We start from the raw sequence: 17282 nt of genomic DNA on the forward strand, positions 1-17282 counted from the left end.
TCGCTCCTACTGGCAGGTTTCACTCGCGATAGAACACCTGCACCAGGTGATAGCCAAACTGGCTCTTTATCGGTCCATGCACCTCGCGCACCGGCTTCTTGAAAATCACCTGATCGATCGCCCGCACCATCTGCCCGGGACGCACTTCGCCCAGGTCGCCACCCTTTTTGCCGGACGGGCAGGTCGAGTACTTGCGGGCCAGTACATCGAAAGCTTCACCGGCGGCGATGCGTTTCTTCAGCGCCGCCGCTTCGGCCTCAGTCTTGACCAGGATGTGGCGGGCCATTGCCTTTGCCATGACGCTATCCTCAATTTTTTCCGGACGGTATTGTGCCAGCTTTTGTTGCGCCATCAGAATGACGCCATCTTTCAGGCTTGTTGGCCGCCGATACCGCTGCATCCCACAAAAATAGCTACGGACGCACCGTCATGGATCTCTCTGCAATGCTCAAAATCCTGTCTAGTCAGGATGGCTCCGATCTCTACCTGTCCACCGGTGCACCACCTTGTGCGAAGTTCAACGGCGTGTTGCGCGCGCTGGCGGCCGAGCCGCTCAAGCCGGGCGAGGTGGCCGCCATTGCGGCGAGTGTGATGGATGCCGAGCAGAAGGCTGAATTCGAGCGCGAGCTGGAGATGAATCTGGCCACCTCGGTACCGGGGGTCGGGCGCTTCCGCATCAACATCTTCAAACAGCGCAACGAAGTCTCCATCGTCGCGCGCAACATCAAGCTGGACATCCCCAAGTTCGAAGACCTCAAGCTGCCCGAGGTGCTGCTCAAGACCGTGATGGAGAAGCGCGGTCTGGTGCTGTTCGTCGGTGGCACCGGCTCGGGCAAGTCCACCTCGCTGGCGGCGCTGATCGACTACCGCAACCGCAACAGCGGCGGCCACATCATCACCATCGAAGACCCGGTGGAATACGTGCATCGGCACAAGAAGTCGATCATCAACCAGCGCGAAGTCGGCGTGGACACCCGCAGCTTCCACGCGGCGCTGAAGAACACCCTGCGCCAGGCCCCGGACGTGATCCTGATCGGCGAGATTCGCGACCGCGAGACCATGGAGCACGCGCTGGCCTTTGCCGACACCGGCCACCTGGCGATCTCCACCCTGCACGCCAATAACGCCAACCAGGCGCTCGACCGCATCATCAACTTCTTCCCCGAGGAGCGCCGCCCGCAGCTGCTCAACGACCTGGGCAACAACCTCAAGGCCTTCGTCTCCCAACGCCTGGTCAAGACCACCGACGGCAAGCGCCGCGCGGCGGTGGAAGTGCTGCTCGGTACGCCGACCATCCGCGACCTGATCAAGCGCAACGAGTTCTCCGAGATCAAGGAGATCATGGAAAAGTCGAAGAACCTCGGCATGCAGACCTTCGACCAGGCGCTGATCGACCTCGTCAACGAGGGTGTGATCGACGAAGACGAGGCGGTGAAGAACGCCGACTCGGCCAACAACGTGCGCCTCAAGCTCAAGCTCTACCGCGAAACCCCGGCTGCACCGGCCGCCCAGTCCGTCGTGTCGACGGCCCCGGTCGCGACCACCGCGAAGGCGATCGAGTCGGGCGACTGGAGCATGGAGCTCAAGCTCGAGGACATCGAGGAAGAGCAGCTACCCGAAGATCCGGGGCGCCGCGGTATCTGAGGCGCTGTACCGCTGACTCAGCCGCGCACTGTATCGGGTGCGCGGGTACGCTTCGGTCTACAGTCGCAGGCACTGGGCATTCAACCGGAGCGAACCATGCGCATCGCCATCCTCACCTTTGACGGCTTCAACGAGCTCGACTCCTTCGTCGCCGCCGGCCTGCTCAATCGCCTGCGCAGCCAGGGTTGGTGCGCGGAGATCACCTGCCCGACGGCGCAGGTGATCTCGATGAACGGCGTGATCGTGCATGCCCAGCAGCCGCTGGAGTTTGCCAACCAGGCTGATGTGGTGCTGTTTGGAAGCGGCATCAAGACCCGCGAGATCGCCCAGTCGCCGGCGATTCTCGACCGCTTGCGCCTCGACCCGCAGGGCCAGCTGATCGGCGCACAGTGCTCCGGCACACTGCTGATGGCCAAGCTCGGCCTGCTCGGCGACCTGCCGGCCTGCACCGACCTGACCACCAAGCCCTGGGTCATCGAAGCCGGCGTGCGCGTGCTCGATCAACCGTTCTACGCCAGCGGCAACCTGGCCACCGCCGGCGGCTGCCTGTCGGCGCCCTACCTGGCCGCCTGGGTGATCGCCAAACTGGCCGGCGAGGGCGCCTGCGCCGAGGCGCTGCACTACGTGGCGCCGGTGGGCGAGAAAGACGCCTTCGTGGCCAGGGCGTCGGGCGTGGTGAGGCCGTATCTGTAGTAGTGGCGACCGGTTGCTGGCGTACTGCTCGCAGCGCTCCTGAGTCCGCCCCACGGGCTGAAGCTCGAGGAGAGCCGCCGGAAGACCCGGGGCGACCGGGGGCCGAGGCGGAGCACAGGCTTTTGTAGGAGCGAATTTATTCGCGATTCTGGAGCGACTCCGCATAGCCCTTCGTCGCGAATAAATTCGCTCCTACAGGAAAGGGCATTGCCTGCCAGGCCCGAATTTCTTATGCCCGCGTTTGCGAGGAGGGCAGACCACACTTTCTCGCGGAGCGACCACACTGTAAGAGCCTGTTCACGATCTGCTGCGCGTCGGTCATACGGCGTTGAAAATGGCTTCGGAAAGCGGCTTGCCGCTAACGTGCTTCAGCGCGACCCGAAGGGCGAGCGAAGCGAGTACTGCTCATTTACAACTCGTAAACTCCGCGTCCTCAGCCATTTCCGCCTTGTCTGGCCTTAGCTCGCGAGATCGGGAACAGGCTCTAAGAGCAACGCGCAGGAGCCCGACTTCTGCGGTCGTTCGAATAGTCACTTGCCGATCGTCGGGCACAGGCTCGGAGGTTAGCGCTAGGCATCACTCGCATAGAGGAGGCTGATCATGAGTGATTCATTCAAAGCGGTAGGAGGGTGCCGCTGTGATACCAACCCCGTTCGCTACGAGTACACCGCCCGACCCGCCGAGGTGCATTACTGCCTCTGCACGGATTGCACCGACATCTGCGGCGGGGCCATGGCGATCATCGCCGTGGTCGACAAACAGTCCTTCCGCATTACGGAGAATGCGGACAAGTTGCGCACCTTTCACTCCAAACCCACCTGCCATCGGCACTTCTGCAGCGCATGCGGCTGCCATCTGTACGTGCATGTGGATGCCTTCGCGGATTTCGAACTGGTGCACGTACCGACCCTCGACCGCGATCAGGACGCGGGCGGCAAGCCCGACCGCTGGGTGTTCGTGCGCTCCAAACACCCCCTGCTGACCCTGCCCGACGATGGCCTGCCCCGGCATCAGGGCTGGGCCAATAGTGGTGCGCCGGTAGCGGCTTGAGTACACACCGCTCGTGGTCGCCTGTATGGGCTAACTGTTCACGGCGAGTGTAGGAGCGAGTTTATTCGCGATAGGGATGCCACGGTATTACCCATGATCGCGAATGAATTCGCTCCTACAGGGGCGCTTTCATAGCCACATGGCATCCCAAAGCGGGTAGTCGCCAAGGCGTTTTACCAACCCAGTTCGAAGTGGGTTGGCAACCACATAGCTGGCCATGGCTTGGATGTCGTCGTCATGGCGCACCGCGCGGTCGTGGTAGTTGGGATGCCAAAGACTCCCACTGATGTCTGATCGCCGATTGATTGCTTGGGTGTTGCGTGCTTTCAGGCGCTTCATCAACTGGGCAAGGCTGCCTTGCCTGAGTGTCAGTAACCAATGCAGATGATCCGGCATGATGACCCAGGCGAGGGAGTCTGCAAGGCCGTCCTCCGCGCAGAGCCGCATTTCGTGGACCAGTTGACGCGCGCAGTCGAAATCAAGAAAAGCAGGCCGACGCAGGTGGGTAACCATCGTGATGAGGTAACTGCGGCCGGCTTCGGAAAAGCGCCCGCTACGTAGCGCGCGGGCGTGCGGATTGTGCGGGTGGGCATTCCGTTGCCTCGTGGTTGGTTCGTTATATCGCGAATAAATTCGCTCCTACATCCGGGCTTGTAGGCGCGAATTTATTCGCGATTGGAGCAGCTCAGTCCTTGAGCTGCGGTAGGTCGCTGAACAACTCCAGCGCCTGCGGGTTGGCCAGGGCATCGGTGTTCTTCACCGGTTGGCCGTGCACCACGTTGCGCACCGCCAGTTCGACGATCTTGCCGCTGATGGTGCGAGGGATGTCGGCGACCGCGATGATCTTCTCCGGCACGTGCCGTGGCGTGGTGTTGGCGCGGATGATCTGGCGGATCTGCTTTTGCAGCTCGACGGTCAGCGCCACTCCGTCACGCAGGCGCACGAACAGCACCACCCGCACATCGCCGTGCCAGTCCTGGCCGATGGCGATGGACTCCAGCACCTCCTCGACCTTCTCCACCTGGCGGTAGATCTCGGCGGTGCCGATGCGCACGCCGCCGGGGTTGAGTACCGCATCCGAACGGCCGTGGATGACCAGGCCGCCGTGCGCGGTTTCCTCGGCGTAGTCACCGTGGGCCCAGACGCCGGGGAAGGTGTCGAAGTAGGCGGCGTGGAATTTCTCGCCCTGCGGATCGTTCCAGAAAGCCACCGGCATCGACGGGAAATGCCGGGCGCAGACCAGTTCGCCTTTCTCGCCGATGACCGGCTGGCCGGCGTCGTTCCAGACCTGCACGTCCATACCCAGGCCCTTGCACTGCAGCTCGCCGCGCCGCACCGGCAGCACCGGGTTGCCAAGGGCGAAGCAGGAGACGATGTCGGTGCCGCCGGAGATCGAGGACAGGCACAAGTCCGCCTTGAACGCGCGGTAGACGTAATCGAAGCTCTCGTGAGCCAGCGGCGAGCCGGTGGAAAGGATGGCCTTCAAACGTTGCAAGTTGTGGCTCTGATTGGGCAGCACGCCGGCCTTCTCCAGTGCGGCGAGGTACTTGGCGCTGGTGCCGAAGATGCTGATGTTCTCCGCATCGATCAGGTCGATCAGCCGCTTGGCGCCGGGATGGAACGGCGAGCCGTCGAACAGCACCAGGGTGGCGCCCAGGGCTAGGCCAGACACCAGCCAGTTCCACATCATCCAGCCGCAGGTGGTGTAGTAGAACAGGGTGTCGTCTGCGCCGAGGTCGGTGTGCAGGCCGTGCTCCTTGACGTGCTGCAGCAGGGTGCCGCCGACGCCGTGGACGATGCACTTGGGCACGCCGGTGGTGCCGCTGGAGTAGAGGATGTACAGCGGCTGCTCGAAGGTCACCGGCGTGAACTGCGGCTCGCCGCCGGGCTGGTAGAAGTCGTTCCACAGCGCGACCTTGGCCGCAGTCGCGTAGTCCGCAGGCTTGGCGTCGGCGTGGGAGTAGGGCACCACCACCAGCTGTTGCAGGCTGGGCAGGCGTTCGAGGATTTCGTTGAGCTTGGCGGTCAGGTCGAGGTTCTTGCCGGCGTAGCGGTAGCCGGCGGCGGCGATCAGCACCTTGGGCTCGATCTGGCCGAAGCGGTCGATCACCCCCTGGGTACCGAAGTCCGGCGAGCAGCTCGACCAGGTGGCGCCGAGGCTGGCGGTGGCGAGCATGCCGACCATGGTCTGCCAGGTATTGGGCATGAAGGCCGCGACGCGGTCGCCGATGCCCACACCGGCATTGCGCAGGCTCTGCTGCAGGCCGGCGACCTGCGCGGCCAGTTCGGCATAGGTCAGCTGCTCACGCGAGCCGTCCTCGCCGATGGCGACCAGCGCCGGATGCGCGTCGCGGCGGCGCAGCAGGTGCTCGGCGAAGTTCAGCGTGGCGCCAGGGAACCAGTGGGCGCTGGGCATCGCCGGTCCTTCCTCGAGCACCGCGCTGGGCGCGCTACTGAAGCGAACCTCGAAGAAGTCGACGATGGCCTGCCAGAAGGCTTCGCGTTGCGCCACGCTCCAGGCATGCAGGGCCGGGTAGTCGGCCAAGCCCAGGGCGTGACGCTGATTGACGAAGTGGCGGAACGCATCCATGCGGGTGGCGGCGATGCGTTCGGCGGATGGGGTCCAGAGCGGTTGAGACATAAAGGAGTCCTGATTCGATCTTTGCGGTGAGCCGGCGAAGCTTTCGCGTCGCCTCCGATCACGAGCAGCGCTCGCGCCTACAAAATCACTGCGCCAACCAGCCGCCGTCCACGTTCCAGGCGGCGCCACGCACCTGGCTGGCGGCTTCGCTGCAGAGGAACAGCACCAGCTCGCCGAGTTGCTCGGGGGTGACGAACTCGCGCGATGGCTGTTTCTCCGCCAGCAGGTCGTGACGCGCCTGCTCGACGCTGCCGGCAGCCTCGGCGCGGCTGTCGATCTGCCGCTGGACCAGCGGGGTCAGCACCCAGCCGGGGCAGATGGCGTTACAGGTGATGGCGCTCTGCGCGGTTTCCAGCGCCACCACCTTGGTCAGGCCGACGACGCCGTGTTTGGCGGCCACGTAGGCGGCCTTCTGCGCCGAGGCGGCCAGGCCGTGCACCGAGGCGATATTGACGATCCGCCCCCAGCCACGTTGACGCATGCCCGGCAGCGCCAGGCGGGTGGTGTGGAATACCGAAGACAGGTTGATGGCGATGATTGCGTCCCAGCACTCGATCGGGAATTCCTCGACCGGCGCGACGTGCTGGATGCCGGCGTTGTTGACTAGGATGTCGATGCCGCCGAATTCGCGTTCGGCGTAGGTGAGCATCTCGCCGATCTGTTCCGGGCTGGCCATGTCCGCCGGATGATGGCCGACCTTGCCGCCGTGCTTGGCGACGGCGGCAAGCGCGGCCTCGACCTCGCCGAAGCCGTTGAGCAGTACATCGGCGCCGGAAGCGGCCAGGCGCTCGGCGATGCCGAGGCCGATGCCACTGGTGGAACCGGTGACCAGTGCGGTCTTGCCTTGCAGGTTCATGCCAATCTCCTTGCCCTTGCGTTCCCATGGACGTAGCCCGGATGCAATCCGGGGATGTCGGCGGTTTCGTTCCCGGATTGCATCCGGGCTACGGCTTCTTCCCCGTGACTGTAGGCGCGAATTCATTCGCGATTGCTCGTGCGATAAAAGCATCGCGGATAAATCCGCTCCTACAGGTTGCGGGCCCGCGCGACCCGCGAGCCGTTGTCACGACCGAGCACCTGGCAGATGCGCTGGCCGGCGGCGATCAGCTTGTCGAGATCGATGCCGGTGTCGATGCCCAGACCGTTGAGCAGGTAGAGCACGTCCTCGCTCGCCACGTTGCCGGTGGCGCCCTTGGCGTAGGGGCAGCCACCGAGGCCGGCGACCGAGCTGTCGAACACGCTGATGCCTTCGAGCAGACTGGCGTAGACGTTGGCTACAGCCTGGCCATAGGTGTCATGGAAGTGCCCGGCGAGCTTGTCGCGCGGCACGTCGCGGCCGACCACCTCGAACATGCGCCTAGTCGCGCCGGCGGTGCCGACGCCGATGGTGTCGCCCAGGGACACTTCGTAGCAGCCCATGGCGAACAACTCGCGGGCCACACTGGCGACCTGTTCGGGCGACACGTCGCCCTCGTAGGGGCAGCCGAGTACGCAGGACACATAGCCGCGCACGCGCACGCCGCGCTGCTTGGCGGCGTCTAGCACCGGCACGAAGCGCTCCAGGCTCTCGGCAATCGAGCAGTTGATGTTCATCTGCGAGAAGGCCTCGGAGGCGGCGGCGAACACCGCGACTTCCTCGACCTGCGACTCCAGCGCCGCCTCGAAGCCTCTCAGGTTCGGCGCCAGCGCGGCATAGGTGACGCCCGGCTTGCGCGCGATCTGGGCGAACACCTCGGCGCTGCCGGCCATCTGCGGCACCCACTTGGGCGAGACGAAGCTGCCGACCTCGATATAGCTCAGGCCGGCGGCGCTCAGGTCGTCGACCAGACGCACCTTGTCCGCCACGCTGATCGGCTGCTTCTCGTTCTGCAGACCGTCACGCGGGCCGACTTCGACCAGGCGGACGTGTTGGGGTAGGTTCATGTGCTTTTCTCCGTAGGGTGGATGACGCTTTATCCATCCACCGTTTTTGGTGGAAAACGCTTCGCGGTTTTCCACCCTACAACTCAGAGCCTGTTTACGATCTTCTGGATTAGAGCCAGACAAGGCAAAAGTGGCCGAAAAAGCGCAGTTTACGAAGTGTAAATGAGCATTTTTAGGCCACTTTTAACGCGGTCTGGCCGCGAGCCAGGAGATCGTAAACAGGTTCTAAGGCCGGTGCTGGGCTTCATTGTCGTAGGATGGGTTGAGCAAGGCGATACCCATCCTGCGGGGTGCTGAGTCCGCCCTGCTATCCACCGAAATCGCCGCCGCCGGTGGCCAGTTGCTCCAGCTCCACCAATGCCGCCCCTTCGCCGACCATGTCGCCCTCTGTGCAGTACAGCGCCTTGACCACCCCGGCATGCGGCGCGCGGATGGTGTGCTCCATCTTCATCGCCTCCAGCACCACCAGGGCGGTGCCGGCCTCGACCGCTTGGCCGGCTGCCACCAGCACGCGGACGATGCTGCCGTTCATGGGGGCGGTGAGGCCGGCGTGGTGGCTGTGGCTGGCTTCCACGGCGGCAATCGGGTCGAAGCGGGTGACACTATGCAGCTCGCCGTTCCACTCGAGATACAGGGTATCGCCCTGGCGGATGGCGTGCAGGCGGCGTTGCAGCGATGTTGTTGTAGGAGCCAGCTTGCTGGCGATGCTTTGATCGCGAGCAAGCTCGCTCGTACAGGAGAGCGCTTCGTCCTGGAGCTGCGCGCCGCCCGTGGGGCGGACCTTGCAATTGTCGCTGCCGCAGACCAGATGCAGCTCGGTCTCCGTCGCCACCCCGGCACGCCAGCCGCTGCGGGCGTTCCACGGCGAGTGTGGATCGTCGCCGCGCACCTGGCTGGCTTCGCTCTGGATAAAGGCATCGGCGGCAGCCTGCCAGAACGCCTCCGGCAGTGCGCCCGGAGCCGGTAGCAGGACATCCTGGTGACGGGGGATGAAGCCGGTGTCCAGCTCGGCGGCGGCGAAGGCCGGATGGGCCAGCACGCGACGCAGGAAGGCCAGGTTGGTCTTCACCCCGCCGACCAGGGTGTCGTCGAGCATGGCCAAGAGGCGCTGGCGGGCTTCCTCGCGACTCTCGCCCCAGGCGATCAGCTTGCCGAGCATCGGGTCGTAGAACGGCGAGACCACATCGCCTTCGGCGACGCCGCTGTCCACTCGGCGGCCCGGGCCGGCGGCCGTTTCGCGATACAGAGCGAGGGTGCCGGCGGCCGGGAGGAAGTCGTTGTCCGGGTCTTCGGCGTACAGGCGCACTTCGATGGCGTGGCCGATCAGTGGCACCTGCGCCTGGCTGATCGGCAGCTCTTCGCCACGGGCGACACGGATCTGCCAGGCGACCAGGTCGAGGCCGGTGATGGCTTCGGTGACCGGATGCTCGACCTGCAGGCGGGTATTCATCTCCATAAAGAAGAAGTCGCCACGCGCGTCGAGGAGAAACTCCACGGTGCCGGCGCCGACATAGCCGATGGATTGCGCCGCCTTCACTGCGGCTTCGCCCATGGCCTGGCGCAGTTCGGCGCTGAGACCCGGCGCTGGCGCTTCCTCGACCACCTTCTGGTGGCGGCGCTGGATCGAGCAGTCGCGTTCGTTGAGGTACAGGCAGTTGCCGTGCTGGTCGGCGAACACCTGGATTTCCACATGGCGCGGCTTGAGCACGTACTTTTCCACCAGCATGCGCGAGTCGCCGAACGCCGCCTGCGCCTCGCGCTGGGCCGAGGCCAGGGCTTCGCCCAACTCGCTCTCGCGTTCAACCACCTTCATGCCCTTGCCGCCACCACCGGCGGCAGCTTTGAGCAGCACCGGGTAGCCGATGCCCGCGGACGCGGCGCGGAAGGTTTCCACATCCTGCGCTTCGCCGTGGTAGCCGGGCACCAGGGGCACGCCGGCATCTTCCATCAGCGCCTTGGCGGCGGACTTGCTGCCCATGGCATCGATGGCCGAGGCGGGCGGGCCGAGGAAGATCAGCCCGGCGGCCTCGATGGCGCGGGCGAAGCCGGCGTTCTCGGAGAGGAAGCCGTAGCCTGGGTGAATGGCTTGGGCGCCGCTGGCCTCGGCCGCGGCGATCAGCTTGTCGATGAGCAGGTAGCTGTCGGCCGGTTTGGCGCCGCCGAGGTCGACGGCCATATCCGCCTCGCGCACGTGGCGGGCGTCGCGGTCGACCGCGCTGTGCACGGCCACGGTCTTCAGGCCGAGGGCTTTGGCGGTGCGCATCACCCGGCAGGCGATCTCGCCGCGGTTGGCGACCAGCAGCGTAGTGATCATGGCTGCGACTCCGTGGAGGTGGCGTGACTCGAATGTAGGTTGGGCTGAGCCTGCGATGCCCAACAAGCGGATGTGGTGGTAACTGAGGACTTGCCGTTGGGTATCGCTGCGCTCAACGCCAACCTACCAAAGCGGGCGGGCATCAGGCGTCTCCCTGCCAGGTCGGCTTGCGTTTGTCGAGGAAGGCGCGCAGGCCTTCCTGGCCTTCGACGCTCATGCGCACGCGGGCGATGGCGCTTTCGGTGTAACGGCGCAGCGCCGGGGTCAGCTCGGCGGCGGCGACCTCATGGAACAGTGCCTTGCAGGCGCTCATCGCCGCGGGGCTGTTGAGGCGCAGGTTGGCGATCCAGGCCTCGGCCTGGGCCTCCAGCTCCTCGGTCGGATAGCTTTCGGCGAGCAGGCCGAGGGCCACGGCGCGCTGGCCATCGAAGCGCGCGGCGGTCAGGGCGAAACGGCTGGCGGCACGCTGGCCGATGGCCTTGACCACGAACGGCGCGATGGTTGCCGGGATCAGGCCGATGCGCACCTCGGAGAGGCTGAACTGCGCGTTGTCGGCGCCGATCGCCAGGTCGCAGCAGCTGACCAGCCCCAGACCGCCGGCGAAGGCCGCGCCCTGCACCACGGCCAGGGTCGGCTTCTTCAGGTGGTAGAGGTTGTGCATTAGTTCGGCGAGTTGCTGGGCATCGGCCAGGTTGCCGTTGTAGTCCAGTTCAGCGGCCTGCTGCATCCAGCTCAGGTCGCCGCCGGCGCAGAAGTGTTTGCCGTGGCCACGCAGGACCAGCAGACGCACGCTCTTGTCGGCCGCGACCGCGTCGAGGGCGAGGATCAGCTCGCGGATCATCTCGGCGTTGAAGGCGTTGTTCTTGTCCGGGCGGTTGAGCCAGAGGCTGGCCACGCCGCGCGGGTCGATCTGTAGTTCGATGGTGTTGTAAGTAGTCATGCACGGGCTCTCATGTCAGTGACTCCCTCTCCCTCCGGGAGAGGGCTGGGGTGAGGGCCGGTGCTTCGCCGATTTCCCTCTCCCCCGGCCCCTCTCCCGCAAGCGGGAGAGGGGAGTAGGTTTTTTACATCCTGAACACGCCGAACTGAGTCGGCTCGATCGGCGCGTTGAGCGTCGCCGAGAGCGCCAGCGCCAGCACCTCGCGGGTCTGTGCCGGGTCGATCACGCCGTCGTCCCAGAGCCGGGCGCTGGAGTAGTAGGGGTGGCCCTGGTGTTCGTACTGGTCGAGGATCGGCTGCTTGATCTGCCGTTCTTCCTCGGCGGAGAAAGCCTGGCCGGCGCGCTCGGCCTGCTCGCGCTTGACCTGGGCGAGCACGCCGGCGGCCTGTTCGCCGCCCATCACGCCGATCCGCGCATTCGGCCACATCCACAGGAAACGCGGGTCGTAGGCGCGGCCGCACATGCCGTAGTTACCGGCGCCGAAGCTGCCGCCGATGATCACGGTGAACTTCGGCACCTTGGCGCAGGCCACCGCGGTGACCAGCTTGGCGCCGTGCTTGGCGATGCCGCCGGCCTCGTATTTCTGGCCGACCATGAAACCGGTGATGTTCTGCAGGAACAGCAGCGGAATGCCGCGCTGGCAGGCCAGTTCGATGAAGTGCGCGCCTTTCTGCGCCGATTCGGCAAACAAAATCCCGTTGTTGGCGAGGATCGCCACCGGGTAGCCGTGCAGGTGGGCGAAGCCGCAGACCAGGGTGGCGCCGAACAGCGCCTTGAATTCGTCGAAGGACGAATCGTCGACGATCCGCGCGATCACCTCGCGCACGTCGAACGGCTGCTTGGCGTCGGCCGGGATCACTCCATACAGCTCGTCGCTGGCATAGCGCGGCGCCAGCGGCTGATGGCGTTGCAGTTCGCCGAGCTTGCGCCAGTTGAGGTTGCTCACGCAGCGGCGGGCCAGGGCCAGGGCGTGCTCGTCGTCCTCGGCGTAGTGGTCGGCGACCCCGGAGGTCTTGCAGTGCACGTCGGCACCGCCGAGGTCCTCGGCGCTGACCACCTCGCCGGTGGCGGCTTTCACCAGCGGCGGGCCGGCGAGGAAGATGGTGGCCTGGTTGCGCACCATGATGGTCTCGTCACTCATCGCCGGCACATAGGCGCCGCCGGCGGTGCACGAGCCCATGACCACGGCGATCTGCGGGATGCCGAGGGCGCTCATGTTGGCCTGGTTGAAGAAGATGCGGCCGAAGTGCTCACGGTCGGGGAACACCTCGTCCTGACGTGGCAGGTTGGCGCCGCCGGAGTCCACCAGATAGATGCACGGCAGGCGGTTCTCGCGGGCGATGGTTTGGGCGCGCAGGTGTTTCTTCACGGTCAGCGGGTAGTAGCTGCCGCCTTTCACCGTGGCGTCGTTGGCGAGGATCATGCACTCGACGCCTTCCACACGGCCGATACCGGCGATCACGCCAGCGGCCGGCACGGCTTCGCCGTACACCTCATGGGCGGCGAGCTGGCCGATCTCGAGAAACGGCGAGCCGGGATCGAGCAGGCGATTGATGCGCTCACGCGGCAGCAGCTTGCCGCGCGAGGTGTGGCGCTCCTGGGCCGTGGCGCCGCCGCCTTCGTGGACGCGGGCGAGTAGGGCGCGCAGGTCGTTGACCTGTTCGAGCATGGCCGCCGAGTTGGCGGCGAACTCCGCCGACCGCGGGTTGATCTGGGGGTGCAGGATGGCCATTGGCTCGCTCCGTTTCGTAGCCCGGATGCAATCCGGGGTGATCTCGATTCCTCCCGGATTGCATCCGGGCTACGGGTCTTTGGCTCCCCTCTCCCGCTTGCGGGAGAGGGGCCGGGGGGGAGGGTGGCGCTGGCGGCCTTGCCCCTCTCCCTAACCCTCTCCCTGCTCCTGTTTATGAAGCGAGGGGAGAGGGGGCTTGTCCGCGCTGGGCGATGGATTACCTGGTTTCGTTAAACAGCTCGCGCCCAATCAACATGCGGCGGATTTCGCTGGTGCCGGCGCCGATCTCGTAGAGCTTGGCGTCGCGCAGCAGGCGGCCGGTGGGGAAGTCGTTGATGTAGCCGTTGCCGCCGAGGATCTGGATGGCATCCAGGGCCATCTGCGTGGCGCGTTCGGCGGTGTAGAGGATCACCCCGGCAGCGTCCTTGCGGGTGGTCTCGCCACGGTCGCAGGCGTTGGCCACCGCGTACAGGTAGGCGCGGCTGGCGTTGAGCTGGGTGTACATGTCGGCGACCTTGCCCTGGATCAGCTGGAACTCGCCGATGCTCTGGCCGAACTGCTTGCGGTCGTGGATGTAGGGCAGCACCACGTCCATGCACGCCTGCATGATCCCGGTCGGGCCGCCAGAGAGCACCACACGCTCGTAGTCGAGGCCGCTCATCAGCACCTTCACGCCGCCGTTGAGTGCGCCAAGAATGTTCTCTTCCGGCACTTCCACATCCTGGAACACCAGCTCGCAGGTGTTCGAGCCGCGCATGCCGAGCTTGTCCAGCTTCGGGCTGCGGGAGAAACCCTTCCAGTCGCGCTCGACGATGAAGGCGGTGATGCCGCCCGAGGCCTTGCTCGCGTCGGTGCGGGCGTAGATCACGTAGGTGTGGGCGTCCGGGCCGTTGGTGATCCACATCTTGCTGCCGTTGAGCACATAGCGGTCGCCCTGCTTGTCGGCGCGCAGTTTCATCGAGACCACGTCGGAGCCGGCGTTCGGCTCGCTCATGGCCAGGGCGCCGACATGCTCGCCGGAAACCAGCTTGGGCAGGTACTTGGCCTTCTGTTCGGCGGTGCCGTTGCGCTTGATCTGGTTGACGCACAGGTTGGAGTGCGCGCCGTAGGAGAGGGCGACCGAGGCCGAGGCGCGGCTGATCTCTTCCATGGCGACGACGTGGGCCACATAACCCAGGCCGGATCCGCCGTATTCCTCCTCGACGGTGATGCCGAGCAGGCCCATGTCGCCGAACTTCTTCCACATGTCCATGGGGAACTGGTTGCTGCTGTCGATCTCGGCGGCGCGCGGCGCCAGTTCGGCGGCGACGAAGCCCTGCACCTGCTCGCGCAGCATGTTGATGGTTTCACCGAGGGCGAAGTTGAGGTTCGGGTAGTTCATGGAATCACCTGTTGTCGTTGTGTGGTGCGCGTCGCGGGGAATCGGATTAGTCGATGGTTTCGGCCATGGCGGCCAGGCAGCGTTCTTCGGCGGTATCCAGCTCCAGCTGCATCTGCTCGATGTCGAGGACCTGCTGGGCGAGTTGTGCGCGGCGTTCGGTGATCTTCGCCATGAAGGTCTCCAGCTGCTTGCGGTTGCCGCTGCTCGGGTCGTAGAGGTCGATCAGCTCCTTGCACTCGGCCAGCGAGAAGCCGATGCGCTTGCCGCGCAGGATCAGTTTCAGGGCGACCAGATCCTTGGGACTGTAGACGCGTTCCTGGCCACGCCGCTCGGGGCTGAGCATGCCGTGCTCTTCGTAGAAACGAATGGCGCGGGGGGTGACGTCCAGTTCGCGGGCCAGATCGGAGATGGAGTAGGTGGTCGGCATGACGGGGCTCGAATTCGTTTACCTTTACGTTAACGTAAGCATGAGTCGAAGAACTGTCAATCCTGAGTGCGAGGGTGCGGAACGGGGGAGGAGGAGCGGCGGGCGAGGCGGTGCGGAGGGGCAGAACGGACGTTGCCCGGCGCAGGGCCGGGCAACGCTATTGCGGGGCGCTTAGGCGCTGGAGGGATGGGCGGCTTCAGCCGAGGTGCTGCGCGGCGACTTCGGCGCGGCGTGGTCGTGGCCGTAGCCATGGTCGTCATGGCTAAGCACCGGTACTTCGTTGCCGTCGGCGTCGAAGAGCTTGCCGTCCTGGAAGTAGTCGCCTTCGTTCAGTGCAGCGATGTCCTGAACCCTCAAGGTGCGCTCGCTGGCAGCGACGAACACCGACTGCTGGTCGGAGTTGCCGGCCTTGAAGTGGTTGAACAGCAGGTTCAGGGCGATGGCCATGATCGCCGCCGAGCTGATGCCCGAGTGGAAGATGGTCTCGAACCAGGCCGGGAAGTGGTGGTAGAAGGTCGGCGCGGCGATCGGGATCATGCCGAAGCCGATCGAGGTGGCGACGATGATCAGGTTCATGTTGTTGCGGTAGTCGACCTGCGCCAGGGTGCGGATGCCACTCGCCGCCACGGTGCCGAACAGCACCACGCCGGCGCCGCCGAGCACCGCGGTGGGTACCGCGGCAATCAGTCGGCCCATCACCGGCAGCAGGCCGAGAGTCACCAGGATCAACCCGGCGTAGGCCACCACGTAGCGGCTCTTGATACCGGTGACGGCGACCAGGCCGACGTTCTGGGCGAACGCGCTCTGGGTAAACGAGCCGAAGATCGGCGCCAGCGAGCTGGAGATCATGTCGGCGCGCAGGCCGTTGCCGAGACGCTTGGAGTCGACCTTGGTGCCGATGATCTCGCCGACCGCGAGGATGTCGGCGGAGGTTTCCACCAGGGTGACGATGATCACGATCAGCATCGACAGGATCGCCGCAATCTGGAACTCCGGCATGCCGAAATGCAACGGGTTGGGCATTGCCACCAGCGGGCCTTCGAGCACATTGGAGAAGTCGGCCATGCCGCAGAACACCGCGATCACGGTGCCGATGACCATGGCCAGGAGGATCGACAGGCGCGAGATACTGGCGTTACCGAGCTTGCTGAACAGCAGCACGAAACCGAGGGTGACGGCGGCCAGGCCGATATTGGCCATGCTGCCAAACTCCGGCGACTGGCTGTTGCCGCCCATCGCCCAGCGTGCGGCGACCGGCATCAGCGTCAGGCCGATGGTGGTGATGACGATGCCGGTGACCAAGGGCGGGAAGAACTTGGTAATTCGCGAGAATATCGGGGTTATCAGCAGGCCGATCAGCGAGGCGGCGATCACCGCACCGAGCACCACGGGGATGCCTCCGGCGCCGTTGCTGCCGATGATTGCGATCATGGTCGCCACACCGGCGAAGGACACGCCCTGCACCAGCGGCAGCTGACAGCCGAAGAACGGCAGGCCGAGGGTCTGCAGCAAGGTGGCGAGGCCGCCGGCGAACAGCGAGGCGGCGATCAGCAGGCCGATGTCCGCCGGTGACAGGCCAGCGGCCTGGCCGATGATCAGGGGGACCGCGACGATACCGCCGTACATGGTGAGTACATGCTGCAGCCCGTAGGCCAGGTTGGCGCCGATGCCGAGGTTTTCGTCTTCGGGCCGTTGATGCGATGACGCTGCTACTGAAGGATTTTTCATGGGTGTTGCGCTCGCTTTTTGTCTTTGTGCACGCACTGTAGACAAAGTAAATACGTTTTGGCTACTAGCTTGTATACAAAAAGTTACCATGTGTCCGGAATTGCAATGCGACTCATGGCCGCACTGTCGGAGCGAGGAAGCAACGACTGTACCCAGTTATTCCGGTCGGACTGCCGGCACGTTGGGCGGGGTAATGCCCATCGACACATACACGCTGGTGAACGCATCGACACCCATGTTCGCCGGGCGCACCCAGTCCACGGGCACATACAGCAGGCCGCCGCCCACGGGGATCGGCGCGGTCGGCACGAGGATCGCGTAATAGCGGCGGCCCTCGATCTCCAGAGGCTCTGGGTTGGGCATCAAGGCCAGCACCGCGGCACCATTTCCGCCAAAGAAGCACCAAACTGGACTCATGGCTTCGATATCGGCGCCTTCTTTCTTGTCGATCAGGGCGACAAATCGCTCGGCCAGATTGTACAACTTGTTGAATACAGGGATGCGTCCAAGGGTGATGTCCATCAGTCGCGCCAACGGGCGCTTCAGCCCCAGCTGCACGGCCAGGCCGAGGGCATAGATCGCCGCCGCCAGCAGCAGGCTACCGAGTAGGTAGGCTAGGTACGGGTTGCTGGCAAAGGGTTGGCCGAGCGCGGCGAACAGGCGCCCGGTGAGGGTCGCCGGGCCGACCATGCTGTTCAGCAGGCTGAACAGCCAACCGAGCAGGATCAGCGTCAGGGTCAGCGGCAGTAGCACCAACAGGCCGGCGAACCAGGTGGTCAGGATGGATTGGAAACTCTTTTTCAGCACTG

General features: G+C 65.0%; 15 protein-coding genes. 3 read left to right on the forward strand and 12 right to left on the reverse strand.

Annotation, left to right across the window (positions count from 1 at the left end):
- Nucleotides 1-19: 19 nt before the first annotated feature.
- Complete coding sequence (locus tag NVV93_RS09685; RefSeq protein ID WP_258254222.1) at nucleotides 20-298, reverse strand: peptidylprolyl isomerase; 279 nt, start codon at nucleotides 296-298, stop codon at nucleotides 20-22.
- A gap of 131 nt (nucleotides 299-429) precedes the next feature.
- Between NVV93_RS09685 and NVV93_RS09690 the strand changes: the two genes are divergently transcribed.
- From NVV93_RS09690 to NVV93_RS09700, 3 genes are all read left to right on the forward strand, one after another.
- Entirely contained in the window at nucleotides 430-1644 is a 1215-nt protein-coding gene (locus tag NVV93_RS09690) for a PilT/PilU family type 4a pilus ATPase (protein ID WP_258254223.1), read from the forward strand.
- Between the two features lie 96 nt (nucleotides 1645-1740).
- A complete protein-coding gene (locus NVV93_RS09695; RefSeq protein WP_258254224.1) occupies nucleotides 1741-2337 on the forward strand; it encodes a DJ-1/PfpI family protein in 597 nt (198 codons plus the stop codon).
- A 600-nt stretch (nucleotides 2338-2937) separates the two neighbouring features.
- Nucleotides 2938-3387, forward strand: coding sequence for a GFA family protein (locus NVV93_RS09700; protein ID WP_258254225.1), 450 nt, complete (start codon nucleotides 2938-2940; stop codon nucleotides 3385-3387).
- A gap of 129 nt (nucleotides 3388-3516) precedes the next feature.
- On the opposite strand, the gene NVV93_RS09705 is transcribed toward NVV93_RS09700, so the two are convergent.
- From NVV93_RS09705 to NVV93_RS09755, 11 genes are all read right to left on the reverse strand, one after another.
- Nucleotides 3517-3900 carry a transposase gene (locus NVV93_RS09705; protein WP_258254226.1) on the reverse strand — a complete coding sequence of 128 codons (384 nt, stop codon included), beginning with the start codon at nucleotides 3898-3900 and terminating at the stop codon, nucleotides 3517-3519.
- Nucleotides 3901-4072: 172 nt separating this feature from the next.
- The gene (locus NVV93_RS09710) at nucleotides 4073-6028 is read right to left on the reverse strand and encodes an acetoacetate--CoA ligase (RefSeq protein WP_258254227.1); all 1956 of its coding nucleotides are present in this window, start codon (nucleotides 6026-6028) and stop codon (nucleotides 4073-4075) included.
- A gap of 85 nt (nucleotides 6029-6113) precedes the next feature.
- Nucleotides 6114-6884: a 3-hydroxybutyrate dehydrogenase gene (locus NVV93_RS09715; protein WP_258254228.1), complete on the reverse strand. Its 771-nt coding sequence runs from the start codon at nucleotides 6882-6884 to the stop codon at nucleotides 6114-6116.
- 170 nt (nucleotides 6885-7054) lie between these two features.
- The gene (locus NVV93_RS09720) at nucleotides 7055-7951 is read right to left on the reverse strand and encodes a hydroxymethylglutaryl-CoA lyase (protein ID WP_258254229.1); all 897 of its coding nucleotides are present in this window, start codon (nucleotides 7949-7951) and stop codon (nucleotides 7055-7057) included.
- A gap of 307 nt (nucleotides 7952-8258) precedes the next feature.
- Complete coding sequence (locus NVV93_RS09725) at nucleotides 8259-10265, reverse strand: acetyl/propionyl/methylcrotonyl-CoA carboxylase subunit alpha (protein WP_258254230.1); 2007 nt, start codon at nucleotides 10263-10265, stop codon at nucleotides 8259-8261.
- A 142-nt stretch (nucleotides 10266-10407) separates the two neighbouring features.
- Entirely contained in the window at nucleotides 10408-11205 is a 798-nt protein-coding gene (locus NVV93_RS09730) for a gamma-carboxygeranoyl-CoA hydratase (protein ID WP_258254231.1), read from the reverse strand.
- A 124-nt stretch (nucleotides 11206-11329) separates the two neighbouring features.
- Nucleotides 11330-12937, reverse strand: a complete 1608-nt coding sequence (locus NVV93_RS09735; RefSeq protein ID WP_258254232.1) for a carboxyl transferase domain-containing protein — start codon at nucleotides 12935-12937, stop codon at nucleotides 11330-11332.
- Between the two features lie 217 nt (nucleotides 12938-13154).
- The gene (locus NVV93_RS09740) at nucleotides 13155-14318 is read right to left on the reverse strand and encodes an isovaleryl-CoA dehydrogenase (protein WP_258254233.1); all 1164 of its coding nucleotides are present in this window, start codon (nucleotides 14316-14318) and stop codon (nucleotides 13155-13157) included.
- A gap of 46 nt (nucleotides 14319-14364) precedes the next feature.
- The gene (locus NVV93_RS09745) at nucleotides 14365-14745 is read right to left on the reverse strand and encodes a MerR family DNA-binding transcriptional regulator (protein WP_258254234.1); all 381 of its coding nucleotides are present in this window, start codon (nucleotides 14743-14745) and stop codon (nucleotides 14365-14367) included.
- Nucleotides 14746-14916: 171 nt separating this feature from the next.
- Nucleotides 14917-16473: a nucleobase:cation symporter-2 family protein gene (locus NVV93_RS09750; RefSeq protein WP_258254235.1), complete on the reverse strand. Its 1557-nt coding sequence runs from the start codon at nucleotides 16471-16473 to the stop codon at nucleotides 14917-14919.
- A 156-nt stretch (nucleotides 16474-16629) separates the two neighbouring features.
- Nucleotides 16630-17280 (reverse strand): DUF502 domain-containing protein, encoded by a 651-nt coding sequence (locus NVV93_RS09755; RefSeq protein ID WP_258254236.1) that lies wholly within the window; start codon nucleotides 17278-17280, stop codon nucleotides 16630-16632.
- Nucleotides 17281-17282: the final 2 nt, after the last annotated feature.

Origin of the sequence: Pseudomonas sp. LS44 (assembly GCF_024730785.1) — a bacterium.
Taxonomy (GTDB): Bacteria; Pseudomonadota; Gammaproteobacteria; order Pseudomonadales; family Pseudomonadaceae; genus Aquipseudomonas.